The following is a 20845-nucleotide window of genomic DNA, read 5'->3' as shown; positions in this document are numbered from 1 at the left end:
CCGGGCTTCGTCATGTTCCGGGGTGGGAAGCCCCGTAGGGCGCCAATTGTCGCGCCTCAATGGTGTTGTCCCGTAAGTCAGTTGTGGTGAGGCGGACACACCTGCCGTGCGGACGTTTCGCACGCGACTTGCCCACTCTTTGACGATCCGTTCCTTGACCGTTAAGCCACTCGTCTGTGTCCGGGTTGTGTGCCGTCCTTATGGTCCCTGCGGATTTCGAAAGAAGGGGCTATGGACACACTCCACGCGGTGAGGGCTCGGGGGATCACCAAGAGCTTCGGTGAGGTCGTCGCACTCGACGGCATCGATCTGGATGTGACGCCTGGTCAGATACATGGCCTGGTCGGGCCGAACGGCGCCGGCAAGACGACACTGCTCGGCCTGTTGCTGGGTCTCGCCGTCGCCGACGGCGGTCGGCTCGAGATCCTGGGCACCCCGGTCGGACCGTCGCTCGCCGCTCCCGACGGTGTCGCCGGCTTCGTGGACGGGCCCGGGCTCTACCCCTCCCTCACCGCCAGGCAGAACCTCTCCGCATTGGCGGCCCTGCGCGGCCACGACGCGCGGACGGCGGGTGTCGACGAGGCACTCGACCAGGTCGGGCTCACCGATGTCGCCGACGACAAGGCGCGTGGCTTCTCCCTCGGGATGCGCCAACGGCTCGGGCTCGCCGCCGCGTTGCTGACCAAGCCCCGGCTGCTCGTCCTCGACGAGCCCTCCAACGGACTCGACCCGGCCGGCAAGAAGCACGTGCACGGTGTGCTGAACCGGCTCGCCGCGAACGGCACCGGCGTGGTGCTTTCGAGCCACCGTATGGACGACCTCGAGGCGCTCTGCTCGGAGGTCACCATCCTCGCCACCGGACGGGTCGTGTTCTCCGGCCCGCCCGGCAAGCTGGCGGCCGAAAACCGCGATCTCGACTACCGGCTGGTCACCTCCGACCCGCAGGCCGCCCGCCAGGTGGCCGACGGCACGAGCGGGGTCCGCGTCGTCGACGACACCCAGGCCCGCCGGGACGCCGACGTGCTCGTGGTGCGCGCGCTGGTGCCCGCCCTCGACGAACTGGTGGTCCAACTCGTCCACGCGGGCGTCGCGTTGCGCGAACTCACCCCCGTCGTGTCCCCCCTCGAGGCCGCGTTCCTCGCCCTCACCGAGCAGCAGGAGGCCTCCAGATGACCGCGACCACCGTCAGCGCCCCGGCCCCGGCCGCCGGCCCCGTCACGGTGTCGCGCGGCTACCGCTTCGAGCTGGTCAAGCTCGTCTCGCAGTGGCGGATCCGGCTGCTGGTCCTCGCCTGCTGGATCGTGCCGGCGGTCTTCGTCGTCGGGGTGGGCCAGCAGAGCACGCTTCCCACCGACACCCTCTTCGGCCGCTGGATGCTCGCCACGGGCTGGGCCGCGCCACTGGTGATGCTCGGATTCGCGGGCACCTGGGCGCTCCCGCTGCTGACCTCGGTGGTCGCCGGCGACGTGTTCGCCTCCGAGGACCGGCTCGGCACCTGGCGCCACCTGCTCGTGGCGGTGCGCTCACCGCGCCGCATCTTCGTGGCGAAGTCGCTCGCGAGCCTCACCGTCATCCTCCTGCTCGTCGCCGGGCTGGCCTGTTCGAGCGTGGTGGGCGGGCTCCTGGCGGTCGGCAACCAGCCGCTGGTCGGACTCGACGGCCATCTGCTGGCGCCGTCCGACGCGGCCGCAAAGGTCTTCCTCGCCTGGGCCTGCGTGCTCGCGCCGACGCTGGCCCTCGCCGCGATCGGACTGCTCGGGTCGATCGCGCTGGGACGCTCGCCGATGGGGCTGCTCCTGCCCGCGCTCGTGGCGCTCGTGATGCAGCTCGCCCAGATGCTGCCGCTGCCCGTAGCGGTGCGCCTCGCCCTGCCGGGCTACGCCTTCATCGCCTGGAACGGCCTGTTCACCAGCCCCATGCAGCTGGGCCCGCTCCTGATCGGCATCGCCGTCAGCCTGCTGTGGGCCGTACTCGCGACCGCGCTGGCCCATGTGCTGTTCCTGCGGCGCGACTTCACCAATCCGACCTACGACGGCTCCGGGCGCCGCGCGGTCACCGCCGGGCTCCTGCCGCTGGCCGGACTGCTCGCCCTCACGGTCGCGGCCGTCGCCGTGGCGACCCCGTCCACGGGTTCGGGAATCCGGCAGTCCAAGGTGCAGCGGTCCGTCGCCACGGCCTTCGCCCGCCTCTACCGCCTGCAGACCGAACAGCTCAACCGCCCCGCCGTCACCGAGGCGCAGCTGCGGGCGTCGGCGGCGTGCAACAAGGGCGCCGGCCAGCTCGCCGCCGAGGGACCGGGCAACGACTGGCGCTGCGTGGTCACTTGGCACCTGCCGGGCGTCAAGGCCACCGGATCGGCCATCTACCAACTCGACTTCACCGCGGACGGAAGGTACGTCGCCGACGGCGACGGACCGAAGGAAGTGAACGGCTACTTCCTCGTGCGAACCCCCACCGGTGACGCGCCGAACCCGCTCTGGCAGTTCGACGGCAACGTCGAGCTGCTCGACACCACCCTGAAGGGATAACTCCATGCAGGTAACACGGCAGCGCCGGGTGAACGAAAGGGAGCACGTCAGCCTCTTTGGTAGACGTGTCGGTCGCCGGACCTTGCTGGTGACGTCGGGCATCGCCGTCGCCCTCGCCATCACGGGCACCGCGGTGGCCTCGACGCACCAGTTCGGTACCCAGCAGGTCGGCCAGGTCACCGCCGACGGCCAGGTCGTCTCCGCCGACCAGTACATCGCGCCGTACGGCGACCGTACCGTCATCAACGACGGCAAGATCATGTCGTCCTCGGTCAGCCCGGACGGCACCCACCTCGCGGCCGCGGTGGCCGACGGCGACGCGTCGCTCGTCGTCATGGATCTGAAGACCGGGCAGGTGAAGCAGAAGGTCGGCACCAACGCGGCGGACGACCTGCGCATCAAGAGCGGCTCCGTCGGCCAGGAGGGCCCGTCGTACTCGCCCGACGGCACGCAGCTGTGGCTGGGCCAGAGCGACGGCTACACCAAGTTCACCGTCAACGCGGACGGCACCCTCGCGAGCCCGACCACCGTCTCGATCCCGGCCGACGGCTCCAAGCACGCGCTCGTGGGCGCCGCTGTCTTCTCCGCCGACGGCTCCACCGTGTACTCCGCGGTCAACGGCCAGAACAAGGTGGTCGCCATCGACGCGGCGACCGGAACCATCAAGCAGAGCTGGGCCGTCGGCAACGCGCCCCGTGGACTCGCCCTGGTCGGCGGCAAGTTGTACGTCAGCAACGAGGGCGGGCGCCCGGCGAAGGCCGGTGACACCACGATCAACTCCTACGGCACCCAGGTCGTGGCGAACCCGGACACCGGCGCCGGCACCACCGGCACGGTCAGCGTCATCGACACGGCGGACCCGTCCGCCGCCGTCGGGAGCATCGACGTCGGTCTGCACCCGACCGCGGTGTACGCGAAGAACGGCGCGGTGTTCGTCACCAACACCGCCGACAACAACGTGTCGGTCATCGACAGCCGCAAGGACAAGGTCGTCCAGACCATCTCGACCCAGCCGTGGCCCGAGGCGTCCGTCGGCTACGAGCCCAACGCCGTGACCCTCACCGACGACGGCCGTCTGCTGGTGACGCTCGGCCGCGCGAACGCGGTCGCCGTCTACCGCTACAAGTCCCCGCAGGCGCCCGCCAGTTACGTCGGCCTGCTGCCCACGGACTACTTCCCCTCGGAGATCACCACCGTGGGCAGGAACGTGGTCGTCTCCAACACCCGTGGCATCGACGCCCTTCGGCCCTCCACCACCGGCGGCCACGGCACCCACGACACCACGTCGAGCCTGACGCAGTTCACGCTGCCGGACGACCGGACCGTCCGGTCCCAGACGGCCAAGGTCTTCAAGCAGAACGGCTGGACCCCCGGCTCGGTCACGACGTCCAAGGGCAAGGGCCACGCCAGGCCCGTGCCGGTCCCGGTGCGGCTCGGCGACCCCTCGACGATCAAGCACGTCTTCCTGCTCGTCAAGGAGAACCGGACCTACGACCAGGTCTTCGGCGACATGGCACAGGGCGACGGCAACCCGGCGTTCACCCAGTTCGGCGAGAACGTCACGCCCAACCAGCACGCGATGGCGGAGCAGTTCGGGCTCTACGACAACTTCTACGACATCGGCACGAACTCCGCCGAGGGCCACAACTGGCTCATGCAGTCCGACAATCCGGAGTACACCGAGTCCTCGGCCGGCGAGTACGCACGCAGCTACGACACCGAGAACGACGTCCTCGGCCACCAGAAGAGCGGCTTCATCTGGTCGGGCGCGCAGGCGGCCGGCAAGTCCGTGAAGGACTACGGCGAGTTCCAGTCGGTCGAGAGCAAGCCGGCCGGGGCGACGTGGCAGAACCTGTACTGCGACGCCAAGAACATGGACGCGACCGGGGCGCAGACCGCGTACCCGATCCAGACCGGTTCGGCGATCCCGTCGCTCAACAAGGTGTCGGTGCCCGGCTTCCCGCTCTTCGACCTCGACGTGCCGGACGTCTACAAGTACCAGATCTGGAAGCAGGACTTCGAGAAGAACGGTCCGGCGAACCTGAACATGTTCTGGTTCTCCAACGACCACACCGGTGGCCCGCCGAGCCCCGCCGCCGAGGTCGCGGACAACGACCTCGCGGTCGGCAGGATGGTCGACGAGATCTCGCACAGCAAGTACTGGAAGGACTCGGCGATCTTCGTCGTCGAGGACGACTCGCAGGCCGGCCTCGACCACGTCGACGGCCACCGTGCGCCGGTCCAGATCATCAGTCCCTGGTCCCAGCACGGCAAGGTCGACAACCACTTCTACTCGCAGATCACGATGATCCGCACCGTCGAGCAGATCCTCGGTATCCACCCGATGAACCAGAAGGACAGCGCGGCGACCCCGATGTACGGGGCGTTCAGCCGCAAGCCGGACAGCACGCCGTTCACGGCGCAGGCCAACCGGACCTCGCTGACCGACGGTCTGTCCACCCTGCCCCCCTGCGGCGCGGACACCCCGGCACCGCAGGACGCCAAGGCGTCGCCGGCGCCGACGGCGGCGAAGGTGCCGGCGGACAAGCAGAAGCTCGCGGCGCAGTGGAAGACGTGGGAGTCGCACCAGCGGCTGACCGGCCCCCACGCCGTGCCCGACTACGCCAACCCCGCCCAGATGAACCGCCTCACCTGGTACGAGACGCACAACTGGACCAAGCCGTACCCCGGTGACAGCAAGGTGTACGCGCCCGACGACGTACCGGGCGCCTACCTCCCGTCGCCGGAGAACGACGGCTGACGCAGCCCCGAGTGGCGTCAACAAGCCCCTGGCCGGCGACACCGCCGGCCGGGGGTCTTGGCATGGCGCCGGCGGTCACCGGGCCGACAGATCGACCGCCCGGTCGACGTCCTGCGGCTGGAGCACCCGCAGGATGCCTTCCATCAGGTAGTAGTCGGCGTACGGGAGGGAGATCTCGACACCGTCCTCGGCCGGCCGGTTGCGGGTGCAGCGGGCCACCACCGCTTCCGCGCGCGCCGAGTTCTTCGTCAGACAGGTCGTCGACAGCGCCGTGAGCATGCGCAGTGCCACGTCACGATAGGACTGCCGGCCGGTGGCACTGGCCAGATCGAGCAGCCCGCACGCCATGACGGCACCGGCGGACGCGTCCTTGACGTCGTACGGGTGCTGTGGCGCGCGGTAGTCCCACACGGGAACGTGGTCCGGGCTCAGCGCACCCACCGCGAAGTCCGCGAGTCTGCAGGCGGTGACCAGGAACTCGTTGTTCCCCGTCCTGCGGTACATGGTGGTGAAGCCGTAGATGCCCCAGGCCTGTCCGCGGGACCAGCAGGAGGTGGGGCTGTAACCCTGCACGGTGCCGGGGCCGATGGGGGCGCCGCTGTCCGGATCGAAGTCGTAGACGTGAGGGGTGGACCCGTCGGCGCGCGGAAAGACCTTCTGCGCGGTCTTCGCGTGCTCGACCGCGATGTCCAGATACCTGCTGTCACCGGTCTGCCGGCTCGCGAACGCCAGCAGATCGAGGTTCATGATGGTGTCCATGATGACCCGGCCCGCGTTCGCCTGATCGGTCAGCGCGCCCCACGCCCGGATGAAGTGCCCGCGCGGGTTGTAGCGCTGGATGAGGGAGTCGGCGGCGCGCACCGCACCCGCACGCCATGCCTCGTCGCCCGTCAGCCTCCACGCCGTGACCCACGACGGATAGAACAGGAAGCCCAAGTCGTGTGTGCTGGTGTCGCTCTGACGGGGCGCCAGCTTCTGGGCCGAGGCCAGGGCCCAGGTGCGGAAGGACTCGTCCTTGCTGCGCAGGTACGCCATCCACAGTGTCCCCGGCCAGAACCCGCCGACCCAGTCGCCGTTCTGGGAGTACGCCCACTTCTCGAACTTCGTCCCGACGGGGAAACCGGTCACCCCCGGCGCCACGGAACGGACCTTCTCGACGGCGTAGTCGACCGCCGCGCCGAGCGTGCGCAGCGTCGCCGCGGACGTCCCGCCCTCGGCCGCACCTGCGGCCGGTGCCGCGGTCACACAGGCGGCCGCCGCACCGGCCGCCGTGGACAGCACCGTACGCCGGGAAATGGTCATGCCTGTGCCTCCAACTGGACGCGGGAAAAGCGGAGTTGGACGAGCGTCGCACATCGCAGCGCACTACGTACACCCACGTGAGTCATGTTCCTGTATGTGAACCAAGATGGCCCGGCAGACCGAACGCGGCCAGCAGATCGGGTCCGCCCCCGAAGACGTGGATGTGGCTGATGCCGGTGCCGGTCGCGGTGAGCACCCCGAGTCCGAACGCGCGGTAACTCCCGTCAGCAGCACGGTAGTAGGCGGCCGCGGCGGGTTGCCCGTTGGCGGAGGTGGGAATCATCCGCCAGTTCCCGGGAGGGCCGATGACACGCGCGAGATAGTCCAGGCAGGTCTTCCTGCCGGAGAACCACGTGCGGGTGCCGACCATTTCGATCGCCGCGTCGGTGCGAAGCGCCTGTTCCAGGGCTTCGGTGTCGGCGTTCTGGAAGCCGGCGACGTACTTCTCGAGCAGGCGCAGGGCCCGGGGGTCGGTGGGCTCGACGAGGTGCTCGGGCTGCGGTGCCACCTCGTGGAGGCGGGCACGGGCCCGCTGCAGCGTGCTCTTGACCGCCGGGGTGGTGGTGCCGAGCATGGCGGCGACCTCCGAGGCGGGGAAGGCCAGCACCTCACGCAGCAGGAGCACGGCCCGCTGCCGCGGGGGCAGATACTGCAGTCCCGCGATGAGCGCGAGCCGCAGGCTCTCGCGGCTCGTGACGATCGTGGCGGGGTCCGCCGGCTGGGGAGCAACCAGCGCGTCCGGCATGGGCTGCACCCAGTCGGCGTCGGGGCCCGCAGCTTCGGGCCGGGTCCCGGCGTCGGCGGAGGGAGCGCCCAGGCCGGACGGCAGGGCACGACGGCCGCGGTGATCGAGCGCGGTCAGGCAGGCGTTGGTGGCGATGCGATACAGCCAGACCCGCAGCGACGACCGGCCTTCGAAGCCGCCGTAGCTCCGCCACGCCCGCAGATAGGTCTCCTGCACGAGGTCCTCGGCCTCATCGGCCGAACCCAGCATGCGGTAACAGTGCGCCAGCAACTCCCGCCGCAACGGCTCGGTGCGGCGGGCGAACTCGTCCGCGTCGGCCACCACGCCCGTCCTGCCCGTCATGGTCGCTCCTTTCAGTCGGTAACGGGACCGGTCAATGGCTGGAGCCCCAGCCTGGGACGTACCCACGAGGCCATCCTCCGGACGGCCTCGTCCGCTTCCGGCGCCCGCCCCGCGGCCATCTGGAAGGTGTGCAACATGCCGGGAAAGACGTCCAGTTGTACGTCGACGCCGGCCTTGCGGGCGTACTCGTCCAGACGCCGCGCGTCGTCGAGCAGCGTCTCGTCCCCGCCCACCTGGATGTAGATCGGCCCGAGTCCAGACAGGTCCGCGTGGAGCGGACCGGCCAGCGGGTCGTGCGGGTCGCCGTCCGGGCCCAGGAAGACGCCCGCGAACCGGCGCACCGACTCACGGAGGAAGAAGGGGTCCCTGTCCCGGTTGGTGGCGTACGACTCGCCGTTCGCCTCCATGTCCACCCAGGGGGAGATCAGGAGTGACGCGGCAGGCAGGGGCAAACCCCGCTGCCGTGCCCGTAGTTGGGTCGTGAGTGACAGGCCGCCGCCGGCGGAGTCGCCCGTGAACGCGATCCGGTTCGCGCGTATCCCCTGGTCCAGCAGCCACCGGTACACGGCGGTCGCGTCGTCCACCTGGGCGGGATGGGGGTGCGCGGGGGCGAGCCGGTAGCCGAAGACGAGTGCCCGAGCCCCGGTCGCCTTGGCCAGATGGCCGAACATCTTGCGGTGGGTGTAGATCGAACCGCTGAGGTATCCGCCGCCGTGCATGCACAGCAGTACCCGGTCGGCCGCGCTGCGCTTCGGCGTGACCCACATCGCGGGCACACCGCCCGCCTCGGTCTCGATGTAGTCGACCTCCCGCGGTTCGGCCGTCAGATCACCCCAGGACTCGTCGTCCAGCGGCTCGGCGTCCGCATCCACCATGGCGCGGCGCGCCGCCGTCCAGTGCCTGCGGACCGCCTCGGCCTGCTTGCTCGGCATGATCACGCCTCCTCGTCCGCCATGGCGGCCTGCTCGGGGCAGTTGTGGAACGCCTGCACCCGCCAGTCGCCGTCCTGCCGGGCCAGCACCCATGTCTCCAGAGCGCGGTTCGCGCGGTCGGGTGTGCTCTGATCGGCCAGGAGCACCGCCCCCTTGCTGATCACCACGGCCGCGTCGGCGCCGACGAACCGTACGTCCTGCACCTCGTGCCGGGCGGAAGAGCCCTTCAGCTCGCCGGCGAAGAGGGTCGCCATCGTGTCCTTGATCGCCTTCCTGCCGGGCAGGTAGGTGCCGGGCAGCACGGCGGTCGCGTTCTCGGCGTAAGGCGCCACGAAGGCGTCCGCGTCGTTGTCGGCCCAGGCCGCGTAGATCGAGTCCAGCACCGCGCGTACCGCGCGGTCGGCGTCGCTCCACGTGTTGTCGCTGGTCATGACGGTCTCCTCGACATCGTGCATCGCCTCGCTCCGCGCCATCCGTGCGTGCACGGCGGTCCTCGTCCGTGCTCGGCCGCGAAGCCTTCGGCAATACAGACCGCCGCGGCCATGAAAGGAATCGGCGGACCGTGGTGGCCGCAAGAGGAATCGGCGGACCGCCGTGGCCGCGAAAGGAATCGGCGGACCGCCGCACCCGGCTTTCGCACCGCGACCGGGTCAGCCCTCGCGGCGCAGCGCCGCAGGCGTCGTGCCGAGATGGGAGCGCAGCACCCGGGTCAGATGCTCCTGGTGCGAGAACCCGCAGGCGGCCGCCACCTGGGCGATGGGCATGGCTCCCGCCCGCAGCAGCCGGGCCGCCTGCTCCACGCGCAGTCGCACGAGGTACCGGTGCGGGGGAGACCCGGTGCGGGCCTTGAACTGCCGGGCGAACTGGCTGACGCTCAAACCGGTGGCCGAGGCCAGGTCCTCCAGCGACAGCGGCTCGGAGATCCGGGCGGCGAGAAGTTCCCGTACGGCCGCGAACTGCCGGTCGCCGAGCCCTGCTTGCCGCCCCGCAGGTTCGGTGTCGCGTCGCCGGACGCTGTGCCGCCGGGCCAGCTGCGCCGCGATCATCAGGGCGAGCTGGTCGGTGTAGGCGGTGCCGCTGGGTTCCCAGCGCCGTACGACACCGTCGAGGGCCAGGACGAGCTGTTCCAGCAGCGGGTCCGTGCTGCCGAACTCCTCCCTCAGCCGCACGGGCCGTCCCTCGTCCGCCGGCGCCTGGAGCGCGGCGTCCGCCAGGTAGACGTGCACCGTGTTGAGGTGCCCGCCGAGTTCCACGTCCAGCTCCGTGGCCGCCGGGTGCAGGAACAGGCCGCCGGGAGGTACCTGCCGGGCCGACGTCAGTCCCCGGCGCCCCCGGCGAACGGTGACGGGGCCGTCCAGGTGCAGGATCAGCAGGTGGCTGCCGGCCCCCTGGAACGCCTCCCGATAGGGCAGTTCCCGCTGGGTCGACACGTACAGCCGGTCCCAGCCCAGTCCGGCACTGCTGCGAAGGGGGCGCACGCCCGGCAGGGCCAGGATGCCGTGCGTGTCACCGAGCCCCATCTCGCTCATGCGGCCCTCCTTCGCGCCACGGCCAGTCTCCCCGCCGGGCCGACCGGTGGGCAAGCGGGAGTGCCGTACGCCCTTCGCGTGCGGAGGGACGCGGACGGTCGCTCTTTTCGTGCAGAAGGACGCGGTGATCGTGCAGGAGGAATCCGCGCCGGGGCCCCGATACTGCGGCAAACGCCCCGACCCCCACACGGCACAGCCTGGAGAGCGGCTTCATGCGGAGTTTCGTACACACGACCGGCCCGAGCAGGGTGATCTTCGGCGCGGGCACCATCGAGCGGGTGCGTGAGGAGGTGGAGCGGCTCGGCGGGGCGCGGGTGATGCTGCTGTCCGGTGGATCACCCGCCCTGCGCAAGGACGTCGAACGGCTCCGTGAGGGTCTGGGCGACCTGGTGGCGGCCGAGTTCGACGGGGCGGTCATGCACACCCCCGTCGAGGTGACCGAGCGGGCCCTCAGCCTGGTGCGCGAGCGGCGGGTGGACTGTCTGGTGGCGATCGGCGGCGGCTCGGCGACCGGCCTCGCCAAGGCGCTCGCGGTCCGCACGGATCTGCCCCAGATCGTCGTGTCGACCACGTACGCCGGCTCCGAGGTCACCCCTGTGCTGGGCGAGACCGTGGAGGGCCGGAAGACCACCCGGTCCGCGCCCGAGATCTTGCCGGAGACCGTCGTCTACGACGTGGAGCTCACCCTCGGCCTGCCGGTTCCCATGTCCGTCACCAGCGGTGTCAACGCGCTGGCGCACGCCGTGGAGGCCCTCTACGCACCGGACGCCACTCCCGTCACCGACGCCCTGGCCCTGGAGGCGGTCGCCGCGATCGGCCGGGCCCTCCCCGCCCTGTACGAGGACCCGTCCGACATGGAGGCGCGGGCGAACCTGCTCCAGTCCGCATGGCTCGCGGGCAGCTGCCTGGGCAGCGTCCGCATGGGGCTGCACCACAAGCTCTGCCACACGCTGGGCGGCGCCTTCGGCCTCCCGCACGCCGAGACCCACACCGTGGTCCTCCCGCACGCCATGGCCTACAACGCTTCCGCCGCTCCGGACGCGATGGCACGTGTCGCACACGCGCTGGGGGTGCCCGACGCCGCCACGGGCGTCTTCGACCTCGTCCGCCAGGCCGGCGGCCCTACGTCCCTGCGCGAACTCGGCCTCACCGAGGCAGACTTGGACCGCGCGGCCGAACTCGCCACCGCACAGCCGTACCCGAACCCGCGCGAGGTGACCCGCACCGGCATCGCGGACCTGCTGAGCGAGGCATGGCAGGGGAGGCGCCCGCAGCCCGCGGCCGGCTCGGCCCCCGACCTGCGCCCGCTGACTGACGAGGTGGTGGCGAGCTTCGACGGCTGCGCGAACCCGCGCCTGCGGCAGCTGCTCAGCGACCTCGCGCGCACCCTGCACGGCTACGCCGTCCGCAACGACCTGACCCCTCAGGAGTGGCAGCGCGCCATCGACTTCCTCACCCAGGCCGGCCACATCACCACCGGGACCCGGCAGGAGTTCATCCTCCTCTCCGACACGCTCGGCATCTCCAGCGTCGTCGACGCCCTCACCAACTCCCGTACACCTGAGACCACTTCCTCCGCGATCCTCGGTCCCTTCTACGTGGCCGGGCCGCCCGCCGCCGAGCACGGCGCCGACATCGCGGGCGGCCTCGAAGGGACGCCTATGTGGGCGGACATCAAGGTCACCGACCCGGAGGGCACACCGGTCGGCGGGGCCGTAGTGGACGTGTGGCAGTCCAACGAGGACGGCTTCTACGACGTCCAGCTCCCGGACCTGGACGGGCCGGTGCTGCGCGCCCGGTTCACCACCGGAGAGGACGGACGGTTCACGTTCTGGTCGATCCTGCCGTCCGAGTACCCGATCCCGGACGACGGCCCGGTCGGCAGGATGCTTTCCGCCGTGGGCCGTCACCCCTACCGCGCCCCGCACGTGCACTTCCTGATCAACGCCCCCGGTCACCAGCCCCTGATCACCCAGCTCTTCGTACGGGGCGGGGCCTACCTGGACGGCGCCCCGGGTCAGCGCGACGCGGTCTTCGGCGTCAAGGACGACCTGGTCACCCACTTCACCCCGCACACCGGCCCGACGCCCGACGGCCGGCCGGTCCAAGGCGAGTGGCGCCTGCTCGACTTCACCTTCCGCATCGCCCCCTCGGACGGCGAACGCGCCCCGACGAGTTCCACGGAGACAGCATGAGCACCCCCCAGAGCTACGACACCGACGTCCTGGTCGTGGGCAGCGGGCCCGCCGGCGGCACCGCGGCGCTGCTGCTGGCCACCTACGGTGTGCGGACCCAACTGGTCACCAAGTACGGCTGGCTCGCGGACACCCCGCGCGCCCACATCACCAACCAGCGCGCCATGGAGGTCTTCCGGGACCTCGGCATCGAGGAGCAGGCCCTGCAGAAGGGCACACCGAGCCGGCTGATGGGCGACACCGTCTTCGCCACCGCGCTGCTGGGGGAGGAGATCGGCCGCATCCGCACCTGGGGCACCGGCGACGAGAGCCTGACCGAGTACGCGGCACAGAGCCCGTGCGCAATGATCGACCTTCCGCAGACCTATCTTGAGCCGATCCTGCTGTCCAAGGCCGCCGAGCGGGGCGCCGTGGTGCGGCTGAACACCGAGCTCGTCGACTTCGAGCAGGACGCGGACGGCGTGACGGCGCGCCTGCGCGACCGGCCCAGCGGACGCGAACACACCGTGCGCGCACGGTACTTGATCGGCGCCGACGGCGGCCGCAGTCTTGTCGCGGACAAGCTCGGGCTGCCCATGGAAGGGCGGATGGGCAAGGCCGGCAGCATGAACATCGTCTTCAGGGCCGACCTCGCGCGGTACGTGGAGCACCGGCCCAGCGTCCTGTACTGGATCATGCGCCCGGGCGCCGACGTGGGCGGCATCGGCATGGGCCTGCTGCGCATGGTCCGGCCCTGGAACGAGTGGCTGATCGTGTGGGGCTACGACATCGACGGCCCCGCACCGCAGGTCACCGACGAGGCGGCGACGGCGATCGTCCGCGACCTCGTCGGGGACGGCGAACTCGACGTCGAGATCGACAGCGCCTCCCTGTGGACGGTCAACCACGCCTACGCGACGCGGCTGCACGCGGGCCGCGTCTTCTGCGCCGGGGACGCCGTCCACCGCCATCCGCCGTCCAACGGACTCGGCTCCAACACCTCCGTACAGGACGCGTTCAACCTGGCGTGGAAGCTGGCGGCCGTCGTCAACGGACAGGCCGGACCTGGGCTGCTGGACACCTACACCGACGAACGGGCCCCTGTCGCACGGCAGATCGTCGAGCGGGCGAACCTCTCCCGCGACCAGTTCCTGCCGCTCTTCGAGGCCGTCGGTGTCGTGGGCGGGGACGAGGAGGGCATCGCCAAAGCCCTGTACGCGGTGCGGCAGCCGGACGCGGAGGGGGCGAAGAGGCGGCGGGCCGTCCGCGAGGCGATCGAGCTGAAGCACTACGAGTTCAACGCCCACGGCGTCGAGCACAACCAGCGTTACGAGTCGGCCGCCGTCATTCCCGACGGCACCGTCGAGACGATCACCCGCGACCACGAACTCTTCGGCCGCCCGTCCTCCCGCCCCGGCGCGAAGCTCCCGCACGCCTGGCTCGTCGACCGGCACGGCAGGCGGATCTCGACGCTGGACCTTGTCGGCAAGGGCGCCTTCTCGGTCGTCACCGGCCTCGCCGGAACCCGATGGGCCGACGCCGCCGAAGCGTTGGCCACCGAACTCGGTCTCGGCCTGCGCGGAGTCGTCGTCGACCGCGACGCCCACGACGCGTACGGCGAGTGGAGCCGGCGCGCGGAGATCGACGAGGAAGGGGTCCTGCTGGTCCGCCCCGACGGCTACGTGGCCTGGCGCCGGCCCGGCGGCGCCGCGGACGTGTCCGAGGCCACCCGCCTGCTCAGGGAGGCGCTGACGACGGTGCTGTGCCGTGGCGATTGACGGCAGGCCCCGGCATGCCGAAGGCGTCGCAGAGGCCGAGGACGGTCGGGGGACCGGCCATGCCGGCTGACGCCCACGACGCGCCGCGCGGACCGGCGGCGGGGAGCGGCGCAAGCCGGGCCCGCACGACGCTCACGTCGTGCGGGCCCTGCACCCCGGCCGCCGCCCGCGTCCCGCGCGAACCCCCGCCGCGGCGTCCTCCCATCCCCTCGCCCCCACGGGACCCGACGGGCCCCGTCCCCCGTCTCATGCGGTGCGCGCACCGTTCACCGGAGGGACTAGTACTCGTCGCGCTTGACCACGCACAGGGCCCAGATGATGAATCCCGAGAAGGCGATCATCACGATGGACCAGACCGGGTAGTACGGCAGCGAGAGGAAGTTGCCGATGATGATCAGTCCTGCGATCGCCACGCCGGAGACGCGCGCCCACGTGGCCGCCGTGAACAGTCCGAAGCTGACGCCCACGGCGATCACGCCGAGGACGAGGTGGATCCAGCCCCAGCTGGTCAGGTTGAACTGGAAGACGTAGTTGGGCGTGTTGACGAAGACGTCGTCCTTGGCGATCGCCATGATGCCGCGGAAGACGCCGAGCAGTCCGACGATCGTCAGCATGACGGCGCCGAAGGTCACCAGGCCGGCGGCCCACTGCTGCTTCGCTGAATCCCGGTGCGTGGGCTGTGTGGGGTGTGTGGCGGTCATCCTCAATACCTCGTTTCGTTCGGCCCGGCGTGCTCAGTGCCCGGACGTGGTGGCCGCGCCGGGACGGTTCCCGCTGCCGTGACCACTCAGGACCAGGTCCTTCGCCCTTGCGAACTCCTCGTCGGTGATGTCGCCGCGGGCGCGGATCTCGGAGAGCTTGGCGAGCTCGTCGGCGCTGCTGGGAGAGCCTGCGCCCTTGGCCGTCTCGCGGACGTAGGAGTCGAAGGCGTGCTGCTGAGCCTGGTGCTCCGCCACCTCCCGGCGACCCATGTTCTTGCCGCGTGCGATCACGTAGACGAAGACACCCAGGAAGGGCAGCACGATGACGAACACCAGCCACCCGGCCTTGCCCCAGCCGCTCATGGTGTCGTCACGGAAGATGTCGACGATGATCCGGAAGAGCAGGATGAACCACATGATCCACAGGAAGAACACCAGCATGGACCAGAAGATGCTCAGCATCGGATAGTCGTACGCGAGGTACGTGGGCGTGCTCATGTCTCTCCCTCCGTCCCGGGCATGCGCCCGGCGACCTGCTTCTGCGCTTCTCAGCGTGCCCACGGCAAGCCCCGGGCGGCCTCACCCGGCACGGGTGAGCGGCGCCGGACAGGGTCACCCCTCGGCCTCCGCGCGGGCGTGGAAGGCCGCGGTGTGCCGGTACCAGGCGCTGGTGGCGACGGCCTCGCCGAGGGCCATGCCCGAGATGGCGACGAGGAAGACGCTGATCAGCCAGGACAGAAGCGTGAAGACCGGGCCGAGCGGCCCGAACTCGTCGAGGCTGCGCTGCATGGCGTTGGACAGGAGCAGATGGCCGGCCCAGCTCAGGGTGATCGTGCCCACCCCCGCCAGGACCGCCCCCGGCAGCAGGCTCGACCAGCTGATCCTGCCGCTCAGCAGCAGATGCTGGGACCACCACCACAGCAGGACGGACCCCACCAGGGACAGCGCAAGACCGGTGGCCGGGCCGATCCCGAAGCCCCGCCGCAGAGGGGCCTGGACGAACATGAAGGCCAGCCACACCACCAACCAGATGAGCCAGCGCCAGGCCACCGCCCGCATCGGCGCCCGGGGCAGGTGCCAGCAGCGCTCGCACACCGCCTGCAGGGCCCGGCTGAACGCGGTGGCCGACGCGAGGGTCAGGAGCGCGCCCAGGGCACCGACGGACTGCCGCGTCGAGCCGCCCGCGGTGTAGGTGTGTCTCACCTCGTCGAGCGTCTCGCCTCGCACGCCCAGCACCGAACTCAGGGAGTCGGCCAGCAGGTGCTTCAGGCCGGGAGGCGCGAACGCGCCCACGGTCATCAGCAGGGGGAGCGCCGCCAGGAATGCCTGCGCGGCCAGCCTCATGGCGCCTTCTACGAGATTGAGCGCGGCCAGCCGGGGCAGCAGCCGGCCCAGCGGCCCGGCCCTGAGGCGCGCCACCGCCTGGACCGCGCGCTCCCTGCGGGTGGCCGGTGCGGTGTCCCTGGCCATGGCTCACGTGACCGCGTGCCCCGGTTCGTCGGCGGCGTCGGGGGCGGGACCCGCGGCCGCGAGCACGGCCGCGATCGCCAGCGCGACGAGGACCAGGACGAGTACGAGGACCACGGCGCCGACGGTGGGCCGGTTCCAGAGGACGAGGGCCAGGGCGCCCGCCCCGATGGTGACGCCGACGGTCCACGCCTCGTGTGCGGACAGCCAGCGCCCTGTGAGACCGGTGTTCATCCCGATGCGGCGCAGCCCCTGTCCGGCGGCCGTGGCTCCCCGCCCGGCCCCGCCCCGCACACCGCGAGCCACCCGGCCGGGGCCGTAGAGGTAGGCGGTGAGGGCCGCGAGCAGGGAGACGACGAGCAGCGTGCGGCTGCTCGCGCGCAGGAAGCGGATGAAGGTGTCGAAGATGACCGCGGCGGCATCGGGAGGCAGGGTGGCCGAGGGGACGGAGTCGAGGTAGACCCGTCGTGCGACGGCCAGGGCGACCAGCAGGAGCACCGCCATCACGGCGACACCGATGCCGACGATGATCACCATCAGCCGGTGGTTCGGGGCGGTCCACACGGTGAGGGCCGCGAACACCAGGGTCAGTATCGGAAGCCAGGTGCCGACGATGTCCAGCAGCCGCATGCCGTTCTGCGCCTTGGCCAGCTGCTGGGTCTTGAACAGCGTGATGGTGCGGTCGACATTGGGGATGGCGGATGCCTTCTGGAAGCCCGCGTCGACGAGGCGCTGGCGCACCTGGTCCACGACGTTTCCGACGTCGAGCTGTATCGCGTCGCCGTTGGCCTGCAGTGCGCCCGAACGCGATCCGGTGAGCATGTTCACCACCGCGGCGTGTGCCCGCCGGTTGGCACCCACCCAGGCTTCCTGGAACGCCTCGCTGGTGATCACGCGACTCACATTGCGCTGCACGACGGTGCGCACCGCGGAGCGCAGTGGCCCGGTGAGGGACTCGGAACCCTGCACCACGCGTGGCGGCGCCCCGTTCTTCTGCAGCGTGTCCGTGATGGCGTTCGTCACCGCCTGGACGTCGATGTTGGCCACGACCCGGTCGGTGAGCCGGTTGATCAGGACCTTCTGCACGGCCGGATCCGAGGCCAGCGGCCTGACGGTCTGCACGTACCGGCCGGTGTCGGCGACCTCGTCGTGCACCCAGGCCGCGACGAGCGCGAGCGGCGCGAGCACCAGCGTCAGCACCAGCAGGACGACGGCGCCCGCACGGCGGGCCCGCCGGTGGCGTACCGTCGCGGCGCGCCGCAGTCGCACGTACTCCTCGTGTTCCGCGGCGGACATCACGTGTGGGGCCTCGGCGGCCGCACCGGGATCCGGCGTCACAGAGGTCGAAGGGGGATTCATCTGGTCTCCGTCGTCGTTTCCGCACCTGCGGTCTCGGTCAACTGCCGAGGGACGTCGCGCCGTCGGTCGCGGAGGGGTCCATGCCGCCCTTGAGTCCCGACCTGCGCAGCGCGGCCCGCCAGGCGAAGGCGAGCACCAACTCGGCCATGCCGAGCAGCACGAGCCAGAGGCCGAGCAGCCGGGTCAGCGCGCGGGCCGACTCGGTCGGCATGGCCAGAACGACGATCCCGGCGACGATGCCGATCACGGCGACCCCCAGCACGAAGCCACGGTGCGGCATGTCCTCGGTGGCGATCGCCGTATAGAGGGTGAGGATCCCGGTCACGAGCCAGGTCACACCGACGATCAGCGAGACCGCGGCGATGGTCTGAAGCGGGTTGCGCAGGCACAGCACACCGGCCAGGACGAACAGGATGGACATCGCCAGCGAGACGATGCGCTCGACGAGACCGGTGCCGGCGAAGACCGCGACGAACCGGAACGCCCCGTTCACCAGCAGGTACAGGCCGATCAGGACGGCCAGTACGTGCAGGGTCTCGTCCGGCCAGACCAGCACCAGGACACCCGGCACGAGCGTCATGATCGCGGAGGCCAGCACCCAGGTCCAGGAGCGGCCGAGCTGTTCCAGCGCCTTCGCGGCACCGTCGGCCTGGCCAGGTGTCCGGCCGCCGGACACCCCGTCGGGGCTGTGCTCCGGCCCGGTACGCGGTGCCGGACCACGGGGAATGGTCATGGCTCCTCCTCGCTTGACGAGCGGTTCGGATCCGGACCGCCGGCTGGGCGGTGGGCGGGGACCGCAGGAGTCAGCGTCCCCCGTGGTACCGGTGGCGGGGTCACCCGTCCCGGGTGATCCGCCTGCTACGCCGTACCGGTGGGCTGTTACCGGAGACGTTGCGAGGCGCGAGGCGGAATGAGCGATCTCCAGGCCACTGCCGCACCGGACCAGGAGGTTGTGCCATGACCGTACCGAACTCCTTCACCGCGGCCCTGTCGCCCGCCGATCGCGTGACGATCGGCCGCAACGCCCGGTCCCGTGCATCGCGTTCGTGTCACGGGTGGTTCGAGGCCGGCCCGGACCGGTTCGACCCCATCGAGGTGATAGAGCGTCAGTCGGCGACTCGAGTGACCGAACTCGTGCCCATCCGCTACAGCCGCATGCTCGAGTCGCCGTTCCGCTTCTACCGCGGTGCCGCGGCGATCATGGCCGCGGACCTCGGTCCCACTCCCAACTCCGGGCTGCGCGTGCAGCTTTGCGGGGACGCCCACCTGCTGAACTTCCGGCTGCTGGCCTCTCCGGAACGGCATCTCGTCTTCGACATCAACGACTTCGACGAAACCCTGCCCGGGCCGTTCGAGTGGGACGTCAAGCGGCTGACGACCAGCTTCGCCATCGCGGGCCGGGCGAACGGGTTCTCCGTCAAGCAGCAGAACGCCGCCGTACGGGCCTGCGTGCGGGCCTACCGGGAGCGGATGCGCGAGTTCGCGGGCATGCGCACCCTGGACATCTGGTACGCCCAGGACGACGTCGAACGGCTGCGGGAACTGATGGCCTCGTCGATGGACAAGGAGGCCAAGCGCCGTACCGCTCGCGCCACGGCACAGGCCCGCACCCGCACCGGCATGCAGGCGTTCGAGAAGCTCACCCGCATCACGGCCGAGGGCCGGCGGATCACGCCGGACCCGCCGCTGATCACCCCTCTCAGGGACCTGATGTCCGGTTCGGCGGACGAGGAGAAGGCGCTCCAGACCGTCCTGGAGGGGTACGCGCCGACCCTGTCGTCCGAACGCCGGCATCTGCTGCGCCACTACCACGTGGTCGACATGGCCCGGAAGGTGGTGGGCGTCGGCAGCGTCGGCACCCGCTGCTGGATCGTGCTCCTGCGCGGCCGGGACGACGAGGACCCGCTGCTGCTGCAGGCCAAGGAGGCCCAGGAGTCGGTGCTGTCCGCCCAGACGGGCGGCGACCGCTACGACAACCAGGGCCGCCGCGTCGTCACCGGGCAGCGCCTGATCCAGACCACCAGCGACATCTTCCTGGGCTGGACCCATGTGCTGGGCATCGACGGGAACGAGCGCGACTTCTACGTACGGCAGCTGCGCGACTGGAAGGGCATCGCCCGGCCGGAGACCATGGGGCCGGACCTGCTGAGCCTCTTCGCCCAACTCTGCGGCGCCTCCCTGGCCCGGGCCCACGCCCGCTCCGGCGACCCCATCGCCATCGCCGCCTACCTGGGCGGCACCGACCGCTTCGACCGCGCCCTCACCGAGTTCGCGCAGTCCTACGCCGATCTGAACGAGCGCGACTTCGAGGCACTGGCAGCGGCCTCCAGCTCCGGCCGGGTCAGCGTCCACGACATGTGAGCGCGCTGACGTCACGTCTCCGGCAGCTGCCTCATCTCCAGAACGTGCAGGCCCAGGGACTGGAAGCGGCTCAGCAGTCCGTACAGGTGGGCCTCGTCGACGACGGGCCCGTACAGGACCGTCTGACCGGACATCAACACGTGCTCGAGCTCCGGGAAGGCCTTGGCCAGCGTCTCCGACATATGTCCGTCGACTCGGATCTCGTAGCGCATGAGCTCTACTCCCACGGGGGCTGGGGGAAGCGGTCTGCGCCCCGTTCTGCGATCGTCCGCCCGGACGGCCCACCTTTGCCTCACCCCGCACGTGTGACCCGGGTCAATGCGTCAGGATGATCTTGAAGGAGAGGATCAGCAGACCCAGGAGCAGGTTGACCAAGGCGGTGGCCGTCAGGAGGCGCCAGGCGGCACCGGCACGCCGTGCCGCGGCCACGGACCACCCCACCTGCCCCGCCACCGCGACGGAGAGCGCCAGCCAGACGGCACCCTGCTCGTCCAGAGCCAGCAGCGGGCTGATCGCCACCGCGACGGCCGGCGGCACGGCGGCCTTGACGATGGGCCACTCGTCGCGGCACACGTGGAGCACCGTGTGGCGGTCCAGGGGCTGCTGCGCCAGCCGCGCCCCGAAGAGCTGGGCGTGCACGTGCCCGATCCAGAACACCCCGCTGGTGAGCAGCAACAGCAGCACCAGTTGCAGCCGCGGGAACGACCCCAGGGTGCCGGCGCCGATCACCACCGAGGCGGCGAGCATGGAACCGTACACGCCCCCGGTGTAGTCCGCGTGGGCCCGTCGCTCGGCCGCACGGGTACGGACGGTGGTCCGGTCGGTTCTGGACATCGGGCTCCTCGCGGTCAGCCACTCCCATCGCA

At 70.8% G+C, this 20845-nt stretch carries 18 protein-coding genes; 6 read left to right on the top strand and 12 right to left on the bottom strand.

Features of this window, described 5'->3' with window-relative positions; all coding sequences use genetic code 11:
• The first annotated feature begins 231 nt into the window (after nucleotides 1-231).
• Genes ACIBN2_RS29645 through ACIBN2_RS29635 form a run of 3 tightly spaced genes read left to right on the top strand, consistent with a single transcriptional unit; the run spans nucleotide 232 to nucleotide 5289 of the window.
• Nucleotides 232-1173, top strand: coding sequence for an ABC transporter ATP-binding protein (locus ACIBN2_RS29645; RefSeq protein WP_399138821.1), 942 nt, complete (start codon nucleotides 232-234; stop codon nucleotides 1171-1173).
• Nucleotides 1170-2528 (top strand): ABC transporter permease, encoded by a 1359-nt coding sequence (locus ACIBN2_RS29640; protein WP_399138819.1) that lies wholly within the window; start codon nucleotides 1170-1172, stop codon nucleotides 2526-2528. Before ACIBN2_RS29645 ends, ACIBN2_RS29640 begins: the two co-directional genes overlap by 4 nt.
• Nucleotides 2529-2532: 4 nt before the next feature.
• Complete coding sequence (locus ACIBN2_RS29635; RefSeq protein ID WP_399138817.1) at nucleotides 2533-5289, top strand: phosphoesterase; 2757 nt, start codon at nucleotides 2533-2535, stop codon at nucleotides 5287-5289.
• Nucleotides 5290-5364: 75 nt separating this feature from the next.
• On the opposite strand, the gene ACIBN2_RS29630 is transcribed toward ACIBN2_RS29635, so the two are convergent.
• The 5 genes from ACIBN2_RS29630 to ACIBN2_RS29610 form a co-directional block, all read right to left on the bottom strand.
• On the bottom strand, nucleotides 5365-6591 hold the full coding sequence (locus ACIBN2_RS29630; protein WP_399138815.1) for a glycoside hydrolase family 88 protein: 1227 nt from the start codon (nucleotides 6589-6591) through the stop codon (nucleotides 5365-5367).
• An 82-nt stretch (nucleotides 6592-6673) separates the two neighbouring features.
• Complete coding sequence (locus ACIBN2_RS29625; protein WP_399138814.1) at nucleotides 6674-7678, bottom strand: sigma-70 family RNA polymerase sigma factor; 1005 nt, start codon at nucleotides 7676-7678, stop codon at nucleotides 6674-6676.
• An 11-nt stretch (nucleotides 7679-7689) separates the two neighbouring features.
• Entirely contained in the window at nucleotides 7690-8610 is a 921-nt protein-coding gene (locus tag ACIBN2_RS29620; RefSeq protein WP_399138812.1) for an alpha/beta hydrolase, read from the bottom strand.
• Between the two features lie 2 nt (nucleotides 8611-8612).
• The gene (locus ACIBN2_RS29615) at nucleotides 8613-9041 is read right to left on the bottom strand and encodes an SgcJ/EcaC family oxidoreductase (RefSeq protein ID WP_399138810.1); all 429 of its coding nucleotides are present in this window, start codon (nucleotides 9039-9041) and stop codon (nucleotides 8613-8615) included.
• Between the two features lie 219 nt (nucleotides 9042-9260).
• Nucleotides 9261-10139, bottom strand: coding sequence for a helix-turn-helix domain-containing protein (locus tag ACIBN2_RS29610; RefSeq protein WP_399138808.1), 879 nt, complete (start codon nucleotides 10137-10139; stop codon nucleotides 9261-9263).
• Between the two features lie 212 nt (nucleotides 10140-10351).
• Here ACIBN2_RS29610 and ACIBN2_RS29605 point away from each other — a divergent pair, with 212 nt between their 5' ends.
• Entirely contained in the window at nucleotides 10352-12334 is a 1983-nt protein-coding gene (locus tag ACIBN2_RS29605; RefSeq protein ID WP_399138807.1) for a maleylacetate reductase and hydroxyquinol 1,2-dioxygenase domain-containing protein, read from the top strand.
• Complete coding sequence (locus ACIBN2_RS29600) at nucleotides 12331-14091, top strand: FAD-dependent oxidoreductase (RefSeq protein ID WP_399138805.1); 1761 nt, start codon at nucleotides 12331-12333, stop codon at nucleotides 14089-14091. The genes ACIBN2_RS29605 and ACIBN2_RS29600 overlap by 4 nt, the downstream gene beginning before the upstream one ends.
• 278 nt (nucleotides 14092-14369) lie before the next feature.
• Here the strand turns inward: ACIBN2_RS29600 and ACIBN2_RS29595 are convergent, their stop codons facing one another.
• The 5 genes from ACIBN2_RS29595 to ACIBN2_RS29575 all read right to left on the bottom strand — a co-directional run bounded on the left by ACIBN2_RS29595 (nucleotide 14370) and on the right by ACIBN2_RS29575 (nucleotide 18351).
• The gene (locus tag ACIBN2_RS29595; RefSeq protein ID WP_399138804.1) at nucleotides 14370-14792 is read right to left on the bottom strand and encodes a hypothetical protein; all 423 of its coding nucleotides are present in this window, start codon (nucleotides 14790-14792) and stop codon (nucleotides 14370-14372) included.
• 33 nt (nucleotides 14793-14825) lie between these two features.
• Nucleotides 14826-15290 carry an SHOCT domain-containing protein gene (locus tag ACIBN2_RS29590; RefSeq protein WP_399138803.1) on the bottom strand — a complete coding sequence of 155 codons (465 nt, stop codon included), beginning with the start codon at nucleotides 15288-15290 and terminating at the stop codon, nucleotides 14826-14828.
• Between the two features lie 114 nt (nucleotides 15291-15404).
• Nucleotides 15405-16262, bottom strand: a complete 858-nt coding sequence (locus ACIBN2_RS29585; RefSeq protein WP_399138802.1) for a YhjD/YihY/BrkB family envelope integrity protein — start codon at nucleotides 16260-16262, stop codon at nucleotides 15405-15407.
• 3 nt (nucleotides 16263-16265) lie between these two features.
• Complete coding sequence (locus ACIBN2_RS29580; protein ID WP_399138800.1) at nucleotides 16266-17618, bottom strand: hypothetical protein; 1353 nt, start codon at nucleotides 17616-17618, stop codon at nucleotides 16266-16268.
• Nucleotides 17619-17655: 37 nt separating this feature from the next.
• Complete coding sequence (locus tag ACIBN2_RS29575) at nucleotides 17656-18351, bottom strand: HdeD family acid-resistance protein (RefSeq protein WP_399138798.1); 696 nt, start codon at nucleotides 18349-18351, stop codon at nucleotides 17656-17658.
• 224 nt (nucleotides 18352-18575) lie between these two features.
• Here ACIBN2_RS29575 and ACIBN2_RS29570 point away from each other — a divergent pair, with 224 nt between their 5' ends.
• Complete coding sequence (locus ACIBN2_RS29570; protein ID WP_399138797.1) at nucleotides 18576-19979, top strand: DUF2252 domain-containing protein; 1404 nt, start codon at nucleotides 18576-18578, stop codon at nucleotides 19977-19979.
• 11 nt (nucleotides 19980-19990) lie between these two features.
• Here ACIBN2_RS29570 and ACIBN2_RS29565 read toward each other — a convergent pair whose 3' ends face one another.
• Nucleotides 19991-20191 (bottom strand): hypothetical protein, encoded by a 201-nt coding sequence (locus ACIBN2_RS29565; protein ID WP_399138795.1) that lies wholly within the window; start codon nucleotides 20189-20191, stop codon nucleotides 19991-19993.
• 103 nt (nucleotides 20192-20294) lie between these two features.
• Nucleotides 20295-20813, bottom strand: a complete 519-nt coding sequence (locus ACIBN2_RS29560; RefSeq protein WP_399138794.1) for a hypothetical protein — start codon at nucleotides 20811-20813, stop codon at nucleotides 20295-20297.
• Between the last annotated feature and the right edge of the window lie 32 nt (nucleotides 20814-20845).

Origin of the sequence: Streptomyces sp. NPDC050534 (assembly GCF_044457745.1) — a bacterium.
GTDB lineage: Bacteria > Actinomycetota > Actinomycetes > Streptomycetales > Streptomycetaceae > Streptomyces.
The sequence above is the reverse complement of the archived record's forward strand: the minus strand, read 5'-3'. Positions and strand labels throughout refer to the sequence as shown.